This is a genomic window from Roseomonas aeriglobus, from assembly GCA_016937575.1.
Taxonomy (GTDB): domain Bacteria; phylum Pseudomonadota; class Alphaproteobacteria; order Sphingomonadales; family Sphingomonadaceae; genus Sphingomonas; species Sphingomonas aerigloba.
This window is the reverse complement of sequence record JAFHKN010000002.1, coordinates 1,973,819-1,990,109: the sequence shown is the minus strand read 5'-3', so window position 1 is coordinate 1,990,109 and position 16,291 is coordinate 1,973,819. Positions and strand designations below refer to the sequence as shown.

The window sequence follows — 16,291 nt, the reverse complement described above, 5'->3', positions numbered from 1 at the left end:
GTTGCCGTAACATAAGATGTTGCGCGATGCCGGTCCAAAGCGGGCGGACATTTCATGATGGGGGATTTCTATGCGCCTTAAATTGCTTAGCGTGCTTGCAATTTCTGTTTCGGCGGCGGCATTGGCCATGCCGGCATCGGCACAGACTGTGCCGGCCGCGCCGGCCGACGACGCGCCGATCACCGAGGACACGGTCGTGGTCACCGGCAGCCGTATCGGCGGCCGTACCATCGCCGAGAGCCCGGTGCCGATCGACGTCATCGGCGGCGACCAGCTTTCAAACAGTGGTCAGACCGAGACGAACAAGGTGCTCAACCAGCTCGTGCCCTCGTTCAACTTCCCCCAGCCATCGCTGACCGACGGCACCGATTCGCTGCGTCCGGCAACGCTGCGTGGTCTGGCGCCCGACCAGACTCTGGTGCTGCTGAACGGCAAGCGTCGTCACCAGGCGGCGCTCCTCAACCTCAATGGTTCGGTCGGCCGTGGGTCGGGCGCAGTCGACCTCAACGAAATTCCGCCGATCGCGATCGACCGCATCGAAGTGCTGCGCGACGGCGCGTCGTCGCAATATGGTTCCGACGCGATCGCCGGTGTCATCAATATCCAGCTGTCGAAGCGCGAAGGCGTGTCGGGCTCGGTCACCTTCGGGCAGTATCGCACGACGCAGAGCGGCGTGAACGAAGTGCTGGGCGTGTCGGCGACGAACGGCGTGCCGAACGTGCTGACCAACAACGGCGGCGCGAACGACATCCTTCAGCTGAACTACGGCGAGGAAGTGAAGCGCCATGACGGCGACACGCTGACGCTCGCCACGCGTCTGGGCCTGCCGATCGGCGAGAATGGGTATTTCACCTTCTCCGCGCAGTTCCGCGATCGTGATCCGACCCAGCGTTCGGGTGCCGACCCGCGTCGCCAGTATCAGGTCGGCGAAAATGCCAAGGAACTCGCCGCAAACCGCTTCAACCACGGCTACGGCGACGGCAAGACGGTCGATTACAACGTCATCGTCAATGCGGGTTACGACATCGGCGCCAACGCCGAGCTCTATGCCTTCGGCACCTACGGCATTCGCGACGGCATCGGCGCGGGCTTCTTCCGCCGTCCGAACGACGCGCGCAACCGCAACTGGGCCGCGTCGACCACGACCTTCGTGCCCTATTATGCCGATGGCTTCCTGCCCAAGATCCAGAGTCAGATCGAGGACGTGTCGGGCGCGGCCGGCATCCGGACCGACGTCGGCGGGTTCAAGGCCGACCTGTCGGTCGTCTACGGGTCGAACCAGCTCGATTACCAGACGATCGACAGCTTCAACGTGTCGCTGGGCGGGGTGGATTCGCCGCGGCGCTTCGACGCGGGCGGTATTGCGTTCGGCCAGACGGTCGTGAACCTCGATCTCAGCCGCAAGCTCGACGTCGGTTTCCTCTCGAGCCTTGGCTTCGCGCTCGGCGGGGAATATCGTAACGAGAACTTCAAGATCCGTCCCGGCAACACGGCGAGCTACATCGGCGGGCGGTACACGGCCAATGGTGCGGCACCGGGCGCACAGGTGTTCCCGGGCTTCCAGCCGTCGAACGCCACCGACGTGTCGCGCAATAGCTATGCCGCTTATGTCGAACTCGATGCCGATGTGACCAATGCTTTCACCGTGCAGGCCGCGGGCCGGTACGAGCATTATTCGGACTTCGGTGATACCTGGAATGGTAAGGTCGCTGCGCGCTTCGAACCGATCCAGGGCATCGCGATCCGCGGCTCAGTGTCGACCGGCTTCCGCGCGCCGAGCCTGGCGCAGCAGTTCTTCACGACCACGTCGACCAACAACACCATCGTTGCGGTGACGCAGCCGAATGGAACGGTCGTTAATACTCCGGTGCTGATCGACATCGTGACGGTGCCGGCGACCAGCCGCGTTGCGGCGGCGCTCGGCGGCAAGCAGCTGGAGCCGGAAAAGGCGCTGAACCTAGCGGGCGGCATCACGCTCAATCCGTTCAACGGCTTCAGCCTGACCGCGGATTACTACAACATCCGCATCAAGGATCGTGTCACGCTGACCGAGAATCTGACCGGCACGGCGGTGGTCAACCTGCTGACCGGCGCGGGCATCAACGGCGTGACATCGGCACGATTCTTCGTGAACGGCGTCGATACGCGCACGCAGGGCGTCGATGTGATCGGCACCTACCGCGTGCCCGAATTCGGTGCGGGCCGCTTCGTGCTGACCGCGGGGTATAATTACAACACCACGAAGATCACCGATCGCGCCGTTCTGCCCAACCCGCTGCTTCAGGGTTCGCCGTTGTTCGGTCGTCAGGAATCCTATCGTCTGACCGACTCGCAGCCGCGGACGAAGCTGAACCTGTCGGCCGACTGGGATCTGGGAATCGTCGGCGCGACCGTGCGCGCCAACCGCTTCGGTTCGGTCTGGACCGCAGTCAACGGAGCGCTCACCGCGCCGCTCGGCACGGTCGCCGGCGACTTCAAGCTGACGCCGAAGTGGGTGACCGACGTCGAAGTGCGCGTGCACCCGATCCAGCAGGTCACGCTGGCGGTCGGTGCGGACAATGTGTTCGACACCTATCCGGATCGCCTGCCGACCGGCGGCGCGACGGGCGCTCCGGGCTTCACGCCCAACAGCTACTTCCTGCCGTACAGCCAGTTGTCGCCGTTCGGCTTCAACGGGCGGTTCCTGTACGGGCGGGTTGCTTTTCAGTTCTAACGCGGGCGCCCTGCGCTTGGCGAAAGCCAAGCGCAGGAGTCGCCACGGCGGGCAGCGGGGTCGGCGAGAGCCGGCCCCGTCTGACGTCGTGGCGGACACATGACAGACCTGAACGCGAAGCTCGCGCACCGTCTGAACATCAAAAGGTAAGTGGCGGAGAGGGAGGGATTCGAACCCTCGGTACCGTTGCCGGCACGCCGCATTTCGAGTGCGGTGCATTCGACCACTCTGCCACCTCTCCGCGAGGGGTTTGCGCCGGGCGTCACCTTCCTGAAAAGGCCCCGGGGCGGGTCGTGAGGGGCGCGCTTAGCGAAGGAATTTGGGCGTGGCAAGCGTCATGCTTGTGCAGGGCGAAAAGCTGCTTACCTTGGATGCATGGATCGCAGCATTTCCACCGATGACATACTCGACGCCGGCGTACCGATGCCCAGCGTCTCGACAGCGCGGTTCGGGATCGGCGAAGTCGTGCGGCATCGCATGTTCGATTTCCGCGGCGTGATCTTCGACGTCGATCCGGTCTTTGCCAATAGCGAGGAATGGTATCAGGCAATTCCTGAAGGCATTCGCCCGCGCAAGGACCAGCCCTTCTATCACCTGCTCGCCGAAAACGACGAATCGACCTACACGGCCTATGTCAGCCAGCAGAACCTGATCCGCGACGACAGCGACGAGCCGGTCGATCATCCCGCGATCGGCGACCTGTTCGGCGAAATGAACGACGGGCGGTACGAATTGAAGGCCGGCCTGCGGCACTGACGCACACGGGCGCCCCCGTCGCCCCGAATAAGCGGCGGTACCCTGCATGTCGCAGGCAAACGCCGATTTGGTCGATCGAAGAAAAGCTTCGTTGTTGCAAAGGGTCGGGGAACCGACATCTTCGCATATGCAGCACACATCGAGATTCCGTCCGTCGTTCGGCGTTCAGGTCGCGGTCGGCATGGCCGCGGGCGTCGGGCTTGGCCTGATCGCCAGTCGGACGGGCGGCGCGGACGGAGCGGTCGGAGTCGCGCTTCACACGGTCGGTCAGATATTCGTGCAGTTGCTCAAGGCGCTGGTGCCTGCGCTGGTCTTCACCGCGATCGTCAGCTCGATCGCGGCGCTGCGAGATCTGCCCAACGCCGCGCGGCTGGTTGGTCAGACGTTGCTGTGGTTCGCCATCACTGCGCTGATCGCGGTTTCGGTCGGCATCGTGCTGGCGCTGACCCTGCAGCCGGGACTCCATAGCAGTGCGTCGATCGCGGCGGCGGCCGCAGCGCCGACGACGGTCGGGTCGTGGCTCGATTTCCTGAAGGGCCTGGTCCCGGCCAACATGCTCGGCTTGACCGCGACGACGACCACGACTGCAGGGACGACGACGACGGCCCTGGGGTTCAACGTGCTGCAGATCATCGTCGTTGCGATTGCGATCGGCGCGGCGGCCGTTCGCGTCGGGGCACCGGGCGAACCGTTTCTGGCGTTCAACGCCTCACTGCTGGCGATCCTGCGCCGTCTGCTCCGCTGGGTGATCGCACTGACGCCGATCGGGTCGGCCGCACTGATCGGCGATGCGATCGTCCGCTATGGCTGGAGTACGCTGTCCTCGCTCGGTGCGTTCGCGGCGACCGTCTATGTCGGGCTGGGGATCGTCCTGCTGGTCGTCTATCCGTTGCTCCTGGCCGTGCATCGGGTCGATCCCCTGTGGTTCTTCCGTCGCGCATGGCCCGCAATCCAGCTGGGTTTCGTCACCCGGTCGTCGGTCGGTACCTTGCCGGTGACACAGGACCTGACCGAGCGCGCGCTGGGTGTGCCGCGCGCCTATTCGGCCTTTGCCGTGCCGCTAGGTGCGACGACGAAGATGGACGGGTGCGCTGCTATCTATCCGGCCGTGGCGGCGATCTTCGTCGCGCAATTCTTCGGCCTGGCGCTGCACGCGGGCGATTATGCGCTGATCGTGATGGTGTCGGTGCTGGGGTCGGCGGCGACCGCAGGGCTGACCGGCGCGACCGTCATGCTGACATTGACGCTCACCACGCTCGGCCTGCCACTCGAAGGGGCAGGGCTGCTGCTGGCGATCGATCCGATCCTCGATATGGGGCGCACTGCGGTCAACGTCGCCGGGCAGATGCTGGTCCCGACGATCGTCGCCAAGCGCGAAGGGCTGCTGACCGCGCCGGCCGACCAGCAGCCCGCCGGCGCGCTGCCCGCCTAAGTCAGCGCGGGCCGGGGGGCAGCTTCTCTTCGAGATAGCGGGTCATCAGCGTGTAGAGATGCAGGCTCGTGCCCGGCTTTTCGTAGATGCCGTGGGCGCGATCCGGATACGCCATCATATCGAAATGCTTGTTGTTCGCGACCAGCTTGTCGACGACCTGCTCCAGGTTCTGGTAGTGGACGTTGTCGTCGCCGGTGCCATGGATCATCAGCAGATTGCCCCTCAGATTCTGCGCGAAATTGATCGGCGATCCGTCGCGATAGCCCTTCGCGTTGCCTGAGGGCAGGCCCATGTACCGTTCCTGGTAGATGGTGTCGTAGAGCGTCATGTCGGACACCGCGGCGACGGCGATGCCGGTTTTGTACAGATCGGGATAGCGGAACAGCGCGTTCAGCGTCATCGACCCGCCGCCGCTCCAGCCCCAGACGCCGATGCGATCGGAATCGACATAGCTGCGGGTCGCGATCAGCTTGCGCACGCCCGCCGCCAGATCGGCGGACGCGAGAATGCCGACCTGCCCATAGATACTTTTGCGCCACGCTCGCCCGCGTGGCGACGCGGTGCCGCGCGGATCAATGCTCGCGACGATATAGCCGCGCTCCGCCAACATCCGGTGCCACATGTCGTTGCGCCCGCCGAAGCGATCGGCGACGGTCTGACCCCAGGGTTCGCCGTAGACATGGACGAACAGCGGATATTTCTTCGACGGGTCGAAGCCCTTGGGCTTGATGATCCACGCGTCGAGCTGGGTGCCGCCGCCGATGTCGAGCCGGGTGAACTCGGTCTTACCGAGCCCGCGCGATGCGATGAAGTCGGTGACCGGCTGGTTGGTCGCCAGCGTGCGCACGACGCGGTTGGTGGTCATGTCGACCAGCTCGGTCGATGGTGCGGTGTCGTAGGTCGAGAAGATGTGCCGCGCGTATCGGCTGCCCGGCGCCATGTCATAGTCGTGGGTTCCGATCTGTCCTGCCGGCGACACCCGCTCGACCCGCTTCTTGCCGGTCAGCGTTGCGCGGTAGAGGTAGCGGCGTGTCGGATCGCCCGGCGCCGCGGTGAACCACACCCAGTTGCTCTTGGGGTCGATATTCAGCACGCCGATCACGTCGAAGTCGCCCGGCGTGCGCAGGTCCATGGCCTTGCCGTCGCGCGAGCCGACATAGAGGTGCCGCCAGCCGTCCCGTTCGCTCAGCCAGGTGAAACCGCGGCCGTCGGTGGTCCAGGTCGGATCGCGGTTCGCCTCCACCCAGGCGGCGTCGCGTTCGGTGAACAGCGTATTGCTCTTGCCCGTCGTGGGATCGGCCAGGATGACCTTGTACGCGTTCTGCAGCCGGTTGGATTGCTGGAGGAACAGCGCGCGCGAATCCGGCGTCCAGCTCATCTGCGGCACGTAGTTCTGGCGGGGGTCGCCCTCCAGCGGAATCCAGGTCGTCGTCCCTGTCGCGACGTCGATCGTCCCGACCGTCGCTGCCGAATTGACCGTTCCGGCCTTCGGATATTGCAGCGGAATGACGCGCGAATATTGGCCTTCGGTATTGGTGATCATGTTGAAGGTGCCGACACCCGACGTGTCGAACCGCCAGAACGCGATCCGCTTCGAATCCGGGCTCCAGCTCCATGCCTTCGCCAAGTCGTATTCTTCTTCGTACACCCAGTCGCCGATGCCGTTGACGATCAGCGTGTTGCCGTCGGTCGTCAGCTGGCGGGGAGCGCCGCCGGCGGTCGGCTCCACGTACAGGTTATTGCCGCGGACATAGGCGATGTTCGTGCCGTCGGGGGAAAAGGTCGCGTACATCAGGCTGGACGCGGGGGCATCGCCGCCGAGTTTGCGCAGAGCCTTGGTGTTCAAGTCCAGCACCCAGTAATCGCCGAAAGCATTGGTGCGGCGAAACGTCTTGCTGTTGGTGTAGATCAGCAGCTTCCGTTCGTCGGGGGAAAAGCCGTAGCCCTGCACGTCGATCGGCTTCGCGCCTTTCGATGCCACCAGCATTTCGGCGGGGACCAAGACGGTCCGCGCATCGGTAACGATGTCGTAGCGGACGATGTCCCTGCCGCCGTCGACGGTCTTCGACGCCTCCAGCTTCAGAAACCCGGCCCCGTCGCGGGTCCATTCGCCGTCACGCGCCCATTTGACGTTCGGCATGTCCTTGCCGAGCACATTCTCGATCGTCAGCGGCGCGGAGGGGGGCGGGGTCTGTGCGGCTGCGGGCAGGGCGGCCGCGCACAGCAAGGTGGCGAATAACAAACGTGATCGGCGCATCGTGCATCCCCCGGTTTCCAAGCCCCCTCGATCGCCAAGGGATCGAGCCTTGCCCCTGGGTCTGGCGGCGCCATCGAGCGATTGCAAGCCGCCACCGGCTTGACTCTGACTGTTTTAGGTGTTCTATGTGACATAGAACAGTAAGGATCATGGCCATGAGCCGCACCGTCCCCTTAGCCATCGCCGTCGCCCCCGGTGACAGCCGGTCTATCGCCGGGCAGATCGTCGACGCGATCCGGCGTAAGATCACCGCGTCCGACCTCGCGGTCGGTGACCAGTTGCCAAGCGTGCGGGGGCTCGCCCAACAGCTCGCGGTCAATCCGAACACGGTGGCGAAGGCCTATGCCGAACTGACATCGGGCGGCTGGCTGGTGTCCCGCGCGGGCCTTGGCCTCTACGTCGCCGCGCAGCGCGATCAGCTGAGCCCGGAGGAGCGCGACCGTCGCCTTGACGCGGCGGTCGATCGCTTCGTCAACGAGGTCGTCGCGATCCGCGCGAACCCGGACGAGGCGGTCGAGCGGGTCGGCGAGGCGCTGGGCGCGATCGGCGTGCGGCAGTCGGCGTGATGAGCGACTATGCCATCGAAACGCGCCGGCTGACGCGCTACCACGGCCGCAAGCGGGCCCTCGACGCACTCGATCTGGCGCTGCCGCGCGGCGGCATCCATGCGATCGTCGGCGCGAATGGTGCGGGTAAATCGACGCTGTTTCGTCAGCTGCTCGGTTTTCAGTTGCCGACGTCGGGGGAATGCTACGTCCTGGGGCGCCGCACCGACGCCCTGACCCCGGCGGACCGCGGACGGATCGGCTTCGTGAACGAGGAACATACGTTGCCCGGCTGGGCGCGGGTCGAGACCGTGTTGAAGGTCCAGCGCAGCCATTATGCCGATCGTTGGGACGCCGCGGCGTTCGATGCGGTCATCGCCAGCTTCGACCTGTCGGGACGCCAACGGGTCGGCCAATTGTCGCGCGGCGAACGCGCCGGGCTGAACCTCGCGCTGGCGCTGGGACAGTCGCCGGAGCTGCTGATCCTCGACGAGCCGACGCTGGGGCTCGACGTCGTCGCGCGCCGGCGACTGCTCGACGCGCTGATCGCCGCGACCAACGACGACGCGCGCACGATCCTCTACTGCTCGCACCAGATCGACGAGGTCGAGCGGCTGGCCGATACGCTGCTGATCCTGGAGCGCGGACGGGTCGCCAGTTTCTCGACGCCCGACGATTTCTGCGAGCGGATCCGCCACTGGGTCGCCGACGTGCCCTTTGCCGCGCCGCCGGCGGACGGCATCCCGGGGCTGCTGCGTCACAGCCGGATCGACGGCGTCCATCACTTCACCGTCATCGACCGTGACGACGATTTCGGCACGGACCTGCGAGGCTTCGGCGCCAAAAGCATCCAGGCGATGCCGGTGTCCCTCGACCGCGCGGTCGATGCCTTTCTCACGCGAAACCACGCCGGCCCGGCCCACTGAAAGCACCGATCATGAGCGAATTATATGTCGCCGAGCTGCGCCGCTTCGCGCGCTGGGCCGCGGGGCTGGCTGTGCTCCATCTGCTCGGGCTGCTGATGCTCGACTATCTGTTTCCCGGCATCAGCGACGATGACGAGATCTGTCGGATGGTGGCCGTCGTCTACGCCGCGGGCGGCACCATCTTCGGCGTTTATCAGGCCGCAAGCTACGCACGGCTCAATCACTGGGTCGCGCTGCTTCACCGCCCGGTCGCGCCGTGGCGGATCATGGCCGGCGTCACCGGGGCGGGGGCGACCGTCGTCGTGGCGGTCATGCTGCCGCCGCTGCTGGTTCTGCTCGGCACGCAGGCGATGAACCCGGAACGGGTGATCGATGCGCGCCACTGGCTCGCGCCCTTTGCCGCGACGCTCTTCGCGCTCATCGGGTATCTGGGCGGCAGCTATGCCGCGGTGGCGCCGCGCCGCTATGGCTGGACCGGCCTGGCGACGGCGGCTGTGCTGATGATCGGCACGCTGGCCTTCGGCGCTGGCGCGCTGCTGTTGCCGGCGCTGATCGTGGCGCTGCTGGCGGTGCTGGTGGCAGGCGCGTACCGCCCCGACCGTACACGTGCGACGACGCAGCCCGTCCTGCTTGGTCTCAGCACGCTGACCGCGGCCTTTACCTTCTTCTTCGTGGTGCTGATGCTGGGCGGGATCGCCTATCACATGAGCCTGGTCGTTCTGGGGCGGAACCCGTTGGTCAGCACCGGTGCGTCGGCGCCCGGCGGGCTGGTTCAGTCGTCGCGATCGAACGGCGACGAGCTGATCGCGGCGGCGCTGGGGCCGAAATCGCCGAATTTGCGCGGTGTCGAGGTCGTCCGTCTGCCGCTGCCGATGGAATGGCTGCCGCGCCGGGGCGAAATGACACGCACGGTCGCATCGGACCTGACCGACAACCGGCGGGGGACCTCCTGGCGGTTCAGCCATGACGCGGATGCCTATGTCGGATTTCGGATGAAGGATCGCCGCCCGGTCGGTCGATTGCGTCCCGCCGGTGGTTTCGTGGCGCCGCCGGTCAGCGTCGGTGACGGGATCCTCGCATCGGGCGGGACACTGTTTCGGTTCGATCCGGCGACCGGAACGCTGATCCGATTGCTTCAGCTGCCCGCGGGCGAGGTCATCGTCGCCAAGCCGAAGCCGATCGGGCAACACGTGGCGATCCTGGGCGATCGCGCGCTGCACCTGTTCGACGCTGCAGTCATGCGCGGCGGGGAAGCCGGTCGTGCCGTCACCATCCCGCTCGGCGGCGCAGTCGCCGACGTCCGCCGCATCGACGCCGCACCGCTGGCCGATCGAACGATCGTGTCGATCTTCTTTGGCCAGAACAGCATCGAGGGGCCGTCGTCGGCATGGCAGCGCGTCGTGTCCGTCGCGCCCGATGGCGCCGTGGCCGAACTGACGCGGCGACACTTCGCGCCCGAATTCAGCGACGTCATGCGGTTCCGCGCCACCTGGATCTCGCCAGTCCTTTACATGCTGGCCGAAGGAGCCGAGCGGATCGGTGCGGTCGAGGCGTCGTACGAGCGACAGGCCGAGCCGGTTATTCCGCACATTGTCTGGGCGATCGCCATCACGCTTGCCGTCCTCTCCGCCATCGGGACCTTCGTCCTGGCGACGCGGCGCCGGCTGGGCACGACGGCGGCAACGCTGTGGTCGCTCGCCAGCCTGATCTTCAGCCTGCCGATGGTCATCGCCTTCGCGCTGATCGAGCGTCGCCGCCCGATTGACTATTGAGTATTGCTGTACTAATACACTAACGACGTAGGTCGACGCGGGGCAGCGTCGCGCCGGGGCAGGCAAGCGCCTGATATGAGCCGCGAATTCAGCGATTGCTCAGCGGATACTCATGCCGCTCACCCCGATGCGCGCCATTCCGACATCGACCGATAAAGGGGATTTCAACATGATTGCCGCACATCTGCTCACCTGCGTCTCCGGCATGGCTCTCGCCGCCCAGGCTGCGCCCGCTACCACCCAGGCCCCGCCGCAGGCCAAGCCCGCGCCGCAGCGGCCGGGCGACGTCGTCGTCACGGGCGCGCGGTCGGAGGTGATCGGATCGACCGACCGCACCAGCTTCAGCGTCGCCAACGATCTTGCGGTCCAGAACGGCACGCTGGCCGATGCACTGCGCGCGGTGCCGGGCGTGGACGTCGATCTGCAGGGCAACGTCAGCCTGCGCGGCGATCCGGGCGTCACGATCCTGATCGATGGCCGTCCGTCCGCGATGCTGCGCGGCGAGTCGCGTGGCGATGCGCTTCAGTCGATGCCGGCGGGCCAGATCGACCGCGTCGAGATCATCACCAACCCTTCCGCAGCGATGAGCCCCGAAGGGTCGGGCGGCGTCATCAATCTGGTGACCAAGCGCGTCCGGCCCAACACGCGCACCGCGACCATCAAGGCCGCCGCCGGTCCGCTCGGTCGCGCCCAGCTGACCGCCAGCGGCGCGCTGTCGGGCAAGAAGCTGACCCTGACCGGCGACGCTGCCTATCGTCGATTCCGCGGGTCGGCCGACAGCACGCTCGATCGTGTTCGGGCAAACGCTGCCGGTGGCACGACGACCACGACCCAGGTTTCGGATACGGAGGCGCGCGCGCAGATGCAGTCGGCCCGGATCGGCGCGGATTACAGCATCAGCCCGAAGAGCAAGCTGTCGGGTGAGGTGTCGTATCGCGAGGGACGGCAGGACATTTCGTCCTTCACCGACTCGAACAGCGCATTGGCATCGAACAGCTTCGATCGCGACGCCTTTCAGGCGATGCGGATGCGCAGCTTGGGTGGTCGCACGTCGTGGCGCCGCACCCTGCCGGGCCGCGGGCACGAGTTGACCGCCGACGTCAATGTCGAGGCGATCCGGCAGCGCCGTCGCATCGATGCGCAGACGGTGTTCGCGACGGCGGCCCCCAGTCGGGAACAGATCTCGACCGATCTCGACCGCAGTGCCATCGAAACACAGGTCGATTACAAGCGCCCGCTCGGCAAGGACGGGTCGCTCAACCTCGGCTACCATGGCGAATTCAACGCCGCCCAGTTCGACTTCCGCGGCGTACGCGGCGCGAGCCTCGACGCCCTGGCGCCGGTGCCGTCGCTGACGAACCAGTTCGATTGGGACCAGGCGGTCCACGCCCTTTACGCGACGTATCGCGTCGATACCGGCAAGTTCGAGGCGCAGCTGGGCCTGCGCGGGGAGCAGGCGGAGATCGACCTCGATCAGCGTACCGATCGCATCCAGATCGAGCGGGACTATTTCCGGCTCTATCCCACCGCGCATCTCGGCTATGAACTCAGCGCGACCCAACAGCTGCGTGCCAGCTACAGCCGCCGCATCCAGCGGCCCAACGGGCAGGACCTGAACCCCTACACCATCTATATCGACCCGCTGAACCTGCGTCGCGGCAACCCGTATCTGATGCCCGAAGTCACCGATTCGTTCGAGGCGGGGTGGCAGAAGCGCAAGGGCGGGACCTTTTATTCGGTCACCGGATTCTACCGTACGTCGCGTGGAGGCGTGACCGATGTCGTTCAGGACCTGGGCAACGGCGTATTCCTTAATACGCGCGCCAATCTGGCGACGGCGGAACGGGTCGGCGTCGAGCTGGTCGCCAGCGGGCGGGTGACGAAGACGCTGACGTACAACGCGTCCGGATCCTACCTCTGGAACCGTATCGATCCGCGCCAGGCCGGGGTATCCGCGCCGCGGTCGGGCACGACCGGATCGGTGCGTGGCAGCCTGAGCTGGCAACCCACACCGAAGGACTTCTTCCAGCTCAGCGGCAATTTCACCGGCGAGCAGCTGATCCCGCAGGGCTATCGTGCCCCGGGCGGGCTGCTGAATGCGGGCTATCGCCGCAAGCTCAACGAAAAGATCAGCCTGACGCTGACCGGTCAGAACATCCTCGACACCCAGCGAACGATCACTGTCATCGACACGCCGCTCATCCGCGACCGCATTCGCCAGAAGGGGCCCGGCGCGATCGTGCTGGCCGGGATCAGCTGGACGTTGGGCGGACCGAACGCGCGCAAGCGGCCGGAGCCGGCGTTCGACTTCGACCAGGGGGCGGGCGCGCCGATCGGCTGATGGCGCGGGAAGTGGCGGGGCGCACTGTACGCGGCGGCGATAGCGTGTACGGTCGCGCCGCCCTGCCACGCGGACCGGACCGAGCCGAACATGACGTCGCTGCTGACCCTGTGCCGCGTCCCGTTCGATGGGTTGCGCCTGCTGGTGCCCGCGATCGTCCCGTCGTGGCGGTTCTTCGACGCCGTGCGCGCCAGTCCGCGGCTCGATTATGCCCTGGTCGACGGGCCGGAGGATCGGGCGACGGCCTGGCGCGGCTTCCGTCCCCGCCCGGCGGTGCTGACCCCGGCCGGCATGGCGCGGCGATTGCTCTGGAATCCGGAGTGGAACGAGGACCTGTATCTCGTCAGCCTCGCCGAACGGCTGGTGACGACCGATGTGCCGGCGACCGAGGCGCATAGCGCGCGCGAATTGATGCTGCGGGTCGCGCGGCACCTCGACCGCCATGGGCTCTGCGACCGGGGAGCCTGGCTTCAGATCCGGCTGCGCTTCGTACGGCGCGTCGGCGACGGGGTCGTCGACGATATCGGCTATCTGTCCGCCCCATGCCCGATCGCGGAGTTGGTGGGGCGATGACGTTCGCGTTCGCAGTCCAGCTGACGGCGGTGGCGACGGGGCTCGTTTTCCTTCAGCAGAGTCTCGAGCATCTGCGCCCTGCCGCGCGCCCGGCAGAGCGGCGCTTGTTCGCGGCGCGTCTGATCCTGTCGCTGGCGATGGTCGCGGCAGGCATCGTTGCGCCCGCGTGGCTGCCGGGCGTGACGCTCGCGCTGATTGCGAATCACCTGCTCATCCTGCCGTTCTTCAATGGGCCGTATAATGGCGGCGCGGACCGGATGAGCCTGCTCGTCCTGCTATGTCTGGCGGGCGCCGCGACACTGCCCGACCCGCAGTGGCGCATGCTCGCATTCGGCTATCTCGCGATGCAGCTGCTGCTCAGCTATTTTATGGCCGGCTGGGTGAAGATCGTGAATCCGGACTGGCGGAGCGGCCGGGCGCTCCGTGACGTGTTCCTGTTCTCCACCTATCCCGCAGGCGAGAATTTGCGCCGGTGGGCGAACCGTCCGCGCACGCTTCTGGTAGCCGGCTGGGCGGTGATGTTGTTCGAATTGGCCTTTCCGATCGCCCTACTCTCGCGCCCGGCGCTGATCGCGGCGCTGGTCATCTCGGCGACGTTCCACCTGGCGAACGCCTGCCTCTTCGGGCTCAATCGCTTCTTCTGGATCTGGCTGTGCGCCTATCCGTCGATCCTGTGGCTGCACGACCGCGCGGTCGGCTGACACCGCGCGGCCCGGGCGTGCCGAAACGCGCCCGGGCACGGCGCGGTCAGGCCGCCTGCATCTGCCGCACGTCCGCTTCGGTCACGCTCAGGATCGGGCGGATCAGGCCATCGGCCAGCCCGTAGATCCAGCCGTGGATGGTCAGGGGCTGGCCGCGTTCGAACGCCGCGCGAACCAGGGGAAGGCGCGCCAGGCGGTCGACCTGCTCACGAACGTTCAGCTCGACCATGCGGTTGATCCGCTCGCGATCATCGAGCCCGCGCAGTTCGGTGCGATGCCGTTCGTACAGCTCGCCCACGTCGCGGACCCAGTGCGCCACCGCGCCGGTCGCATCCTGATGCATGCCGTGCGCGACGCCACCACAGCCGTCATGGCCGCAGATGATGATGTGGCTGACCTTGGTCTTTTCCAGCGCGACCTGGAGCACCGCCATCAGATTGTCGTCATCCTCATGGATCAGATTGGCGACGTTCCGGTGGATCGACATCACGCCCGGCGGCGAGTTGGTGATCTGATCCGGTGCGACGCGGCTGTCGGAACAGCCGATCCACAGAAAATTGGGGTTCTGCTCGGCAGCGTGCCGTTCGAAATAGTCGGGCCGCTCGTCCTTCAGCTGGGCGGCCCAGGCCTTGTTGGCGAGCAGCAGCAGGGATTCGTCGTTCATATATGTACCAGCTCCCGGCGCGGCGCATTGATGAGCGGCGCGCTGCGTTCGGCGATGTCGCCGCGCACCATGACCCGAATATTCTTGAATTCGGCGCCGCGGATGAAGGCGTTGATGACGTCGATATTGTCGAGATCGACATAGGACGTCGCCGACAGATCGATCAGCAGCTTCGACCCCTCGGGCACCGCGTTCAGGCACTTCTGCAGTTCATATTTGTGGATGAAATACAGGTTGCGGCGGGCAGCGATCATCACATTGCCATGCCCGTCGTCGACCGACACCAGCGCGGTGCGGAAGTTGCGAGCGATGACGAATATGAAGCCGATGGCCAGGCCGATGCCGATGCCGATCAGCAGGTCGGTGAACAGGATCGCTGCTACCGTCGCGACGAACGGCACGAACTGCGTCACACCCTGCTTCCAGCGCTTGGTATAGAGCGACGGCTTGGTCAGCTTGTAACCGGTCTGGATCAACACCGCCGCGAGTGCGGCGAGAGGGATCAGGTTCAGCAGGAACGGGATCAGCAGCACCGACAACAACAGCCAGGTGCCGTGCAGGATCGTCGACAGCTTGCTGGTTGCGCCCGAATCGACGTTCGCCGACGACCGCACGATGACCGATGTCACCGGCAGACCGCCGATCAGCCCGGAGATCATGTTGCCGCCGCCCTGCGCGAACAGCTCGCGGTTCTTGTCGGTCGTACGGCGCTGGCTGTCGAGCTCGTCGACCGCCTTCACGCTCAGCAGCGATTCCAGGCTGGCGACGATGGCGAGGGTGATCGCGACCGTCCACACGGTCGAATTGCCGATCTGGGTGAAATCCGGGAAGGTGAACAGGTCGACGAACCCGCCCAGGCCATTGGCGATCGGCACCTGCACCAGATGCTTTTCCTGCAGCTGGACGCCCGGCGCGACCATCCCGAACAGCGCGTTCAACGCCACTGCCGCCACGACGACGACCAACGGGCCGGGCAACAGCTTCAACGGGCCATCCTTTGGCCGGTTTGCATCCCACCAGAACAGGAAGGCGATCGAAACCGCGGAGATGACGACGGCCCCCAACGTCAGCTGGTTGGCGAAGCTGTAGAAGACTGCGGTGATCGTGTTCAGACCGTCGCCCTGCGAGAAGGAAAAGCTTCCTTCCGGGTCGCCGTCATAGCCGACGGCGTGCGGGATCTGCTTGAGGATGAGGATCAGGCCGATCGCCGCCAGCATGCCGGTGATGACCGACGAAGGCACGAATTCGGCAAGCACGCCGCTGCGCGACAGGGAAAAGATCATCTGCAGTGCGCCCGCGAGGACGACTGCGAGGAGGAACGCCTCGAAGGTGGGCAGCCGTTCGATCGCGGCGAAGACGATGGTCGTCAGACCGGCGGCGGGACCGCTGACCGACAGTGGCGACTTGGACAGGAAACCGACGACGATGCCGCCGACGATGCCCGCGATCAGCCCTGAAAACAAAGGCGCGCCCGAAGCGAGCGCGACACCGAGACACAGGGGGAGGGCGACCAGTGCGACGACGATCGACGCTGGCACATCCTGTTTCCAGCCGGCGAACGGCAGGATTTTGCTCATGAAACTTCCCTGGAAAAAAATGAAGCGGCCGCCC

The 16,291-nt window shown here is 65.9% G+C and carries 12 protein-coding genes and 1 tRNA gene; 9 read left to right on the top strand and 4 right to left on the bottom strand.

From position 1 onward, the window contains the following. The first annotated feature begins 70 nt into the window (after positions 1-70). Positions 71-2,713, top strand: a complete 2,643-nt coding sequence (locus JW805_09985) for a TonB-dependent receptor (GenBank protein ID MBN2972343.1) — start codon at positions 71-73, stop codon at positions 2,711-2,713. Positions 2,714-2,864: 151 nt separating this feature from the next. Here the strand turns inward: JW805_09985 and JW805_09980 are convergent. Further along, a tRNA-Ser gene (locus JW805_09980) sits at positions 2,865-2,954 on the bottom strand. A 182-nt stretch (positions 2,955-3,136) separates the two neighbouring features. Between JW805_09980 and hspQ the strand changes: the two genes are divergently transcribed. Together hspQ and JW805_09970 are read left to right on the top strand one after the other, a co-directional pair. After that, complete coding sequence (gene hspQ / locus JW805_09975; protein ID MBN2972342.1) at positions 3,137-3,469, top strand: heat shock protein HspQ; 333 nt, start codon at positions 3,137-3,139, stop codon at positions 3,467-3,469. A gap of 127 nt (positions 3,470-3,596) precedes the next feature. Then, complete coding sequence (locus tag JW805_09970; protein MBN2972341.1) at positions 3,597-4,901, top strand: dicarboxylate/amino acid:cation symporter; 1,305 nt, start codon at positions 3,597-3,599, stop codon at positions 4,899-4,901. Position 4,902: 1 nt separating this feature from the next. Here JW805_09970 and JW805_09965 read toward each other — a convergent pair whose 3' ends face one another. Next, entirely contained in the window at positions 4,903-7,158 is a 2,256-nt protein-coding gene (locus JW805_09965) for a S9 family peptidase (protein ID MBN2972340.1), read from the bottom strand. A 155-nt stretch (positions 7,159-7,313) separates the two neighbouring features. Here JW805_09965 and JW805_09960 point away from each other — a divergent pair, with 155 nt between their 5' ends. The 6 genes from JW805_09960 to JW805_09935 all read left to right on the top strand — a co-directional run bounded on the left by JW805_09960 (position 7,314) and on the right by JW805_09935 (position 14,016). Beyond that, the gene (locus JW805_09960) at positions 7,314-7,724 is read left to right on the top strand and encodes a GntR family transcriptional regulator (protein MBN2972339.1); all 411 of its coding nucleotides are present in this window, start codon (positions 7,314-7,316) and stop codon (positions 7,722-7,724) included. Continuing rightward, positions 7,724-8,629 (top strand): ABC transporter ATP-binding protein, encoded by a 906-nt coding sequence (locus JW805_09955; GenBank protein MBN2972338.1) that lies wholly within the window; start codon positions 7,724-7,726, stop codon positions 8,627-8,629. The genes JW805_09960 and JW805_09955 overlap by 1 nt, the downstream gene beginning before the upstream one ends. 11 nt (positions 8,630-8,640) lie before the next feature. Next, positions 8,641-10,401 carry a hypothetical protein gene (locus tag JW805_09950; GenBank protein ID MBN2972337.1) on the top strand — a complete coding sequence of 587 codons (1,761 nt, stop codon included), beginning with the start codon at positions 8,641-8,643 and terminating at the stop codon, positions 10,399-10,401. Positions 10,402-10,513: 112 nt separating this feature from the next. Then, positions 10,514-12,742, top strand: coding sequence for a TonB-dependent receptor (locus JW805_09945; protein ID MBN2972336.1), 2,229 nt, complete (start codon positions 10,514-10,516; stop codon positions 12,740-12,742). A gap of 90 nt (positions 12,743-12,832) precedes the next feature. Beyond that, entirely contained in the window at positions 12,833-13,315 is a 483-nt protein-coding gene (locus JW805_09940) for a hypothetical protein (protein MBN2972335.1), read from the top strand. Continuing rightward, entirely contained in the window at positions 13,312-14,016 is a 705-nt protein-coding gene (locus tag JW805_09935) for an HTTM domain-containing protein (GenBank protein ID MBN2972334.1), read from the top strand. The genes JW805_09940 and JW805_09935 overlap by 4 nt, the downstream gene beginning before the upstream one ends. 46 nt (positions 14,017-14,062) lie before the next feature. Here the strand turns inward: JW805_09935 and JW805_09930 are convergent, their stop codons facing one another. Both JW805_09930 and JW805_09925 read right to left on the bottom strand, forming a co-directional pair. Beyond that, positions 14,063-14,680, bottom strand: coding sequence for a carbonic anhydrase (locus JW805_09930; GenBank protein ID MBN2972333.1), 618 nt, complete (start codon positions 14,678-14,680; stop codon positions 14,063-14,065). Beyond that, positions 14,677-16,257 carry a SulP family inorganic anion transporter gene (locus tag JW805_09925; GenBank protein ID MBN2972332.1) on the bottom strand — a complete coding sequence of 527 codons (1,581 nt, stop codon included), beginning with the start codon at positions 16,255-16,257 and terminating at the stop codon, positions 14,677-14,679. The genes JW805_09930 and JW805_09925 overlap by 4 nt, the downstream gene beginning before the upstream one ends. Positions 16,258-16,291: the final 34 nt, after the last annotated feature.

Bases quoted from the DNA above. Each gene is read 5' to 3' on its own strand.
- JW805_09950 (MBN2972337.1), top strand. From the start codon at position 8,641: ATGAGCGAATTATATGTCGCCGAGCTGCGCCGCTTCGCGCGCTGGGCC.
- JW805_09985 (MBN2972343.1), top strand. From the start codon at position 71: ATGCGCCTTAAATTGCTTAGCGTGCTTGCAATTTCTGTTTCGGCGGCG.
- JW805_09970 (MBN2972341.1), top strand. From the start codon at position 3,597: ATGCAGCACACATCGAGATTCCGTCCGTCGTTCGGCGTTCAGGTCGCG.
- JW805_09965 (MBN2972340.1), bottom strand. From the start codon at position 7,158: ATGCGCCGATCACGTTTGTTATTCGCCACCTTGCTGTGCGCGGCCGCC.
- JW805_09960 (MBN2972339.1), top strand. From the start codon at position 7,314: ATGAGCCGCACCGTCCCCTTAGCCATCGCCGTCGCCCCCGGTGACAGC.
- JW805_09945 (MBN2972336.1), top strand. From the start codon at position 10,514: ATGCCGCTCACCCCGATGCGCGCCATTCCGACATCGACCGATAAAGGG.
- JW805_09930 (MBN2972333.1), bottom strand. From the start codon at position 14,680: ATGAACGACGAATCCCTGCTGCTGCTCGCCAACAAGGCCTGGGCCGCC.
- hspQ (MBN2972342.1), top strand. From the start codon at position 3,137: ATGCCCAGCGTCTCGACAGCGCGGTTCGGGATCGGCGAAGTCGTGCGG.
- JW805_09940 (MBN2972335.1), top strand. From the start codon at position 12,833: ATGACGTCGCTGCTGACCCTGTGCCGCGTCCCGTTCGATGGGTTGCGC.
- JW805_09955 (MBN2972338.1), top strand. From the start codon at position 7,724: ATGAGCGACTATGCCATCGAAACGCGCCGGCTGACGCGCTACCACGGC.
- JW805_09925 (MBN2972332.1), bottom strand. From the start codon at position 16,257: ATGAGCAAAATCCTGCCGTTCGCCGGCTGGAAACAGGATGTGCCAGCG.
- JW805_09935 (MBN2972334.1), top strand. From the start codon at position 13,312: ATGACGTTCGCGTTCGCAGTCCAGCTGACGGCGGTGGCGACGGGGCTC.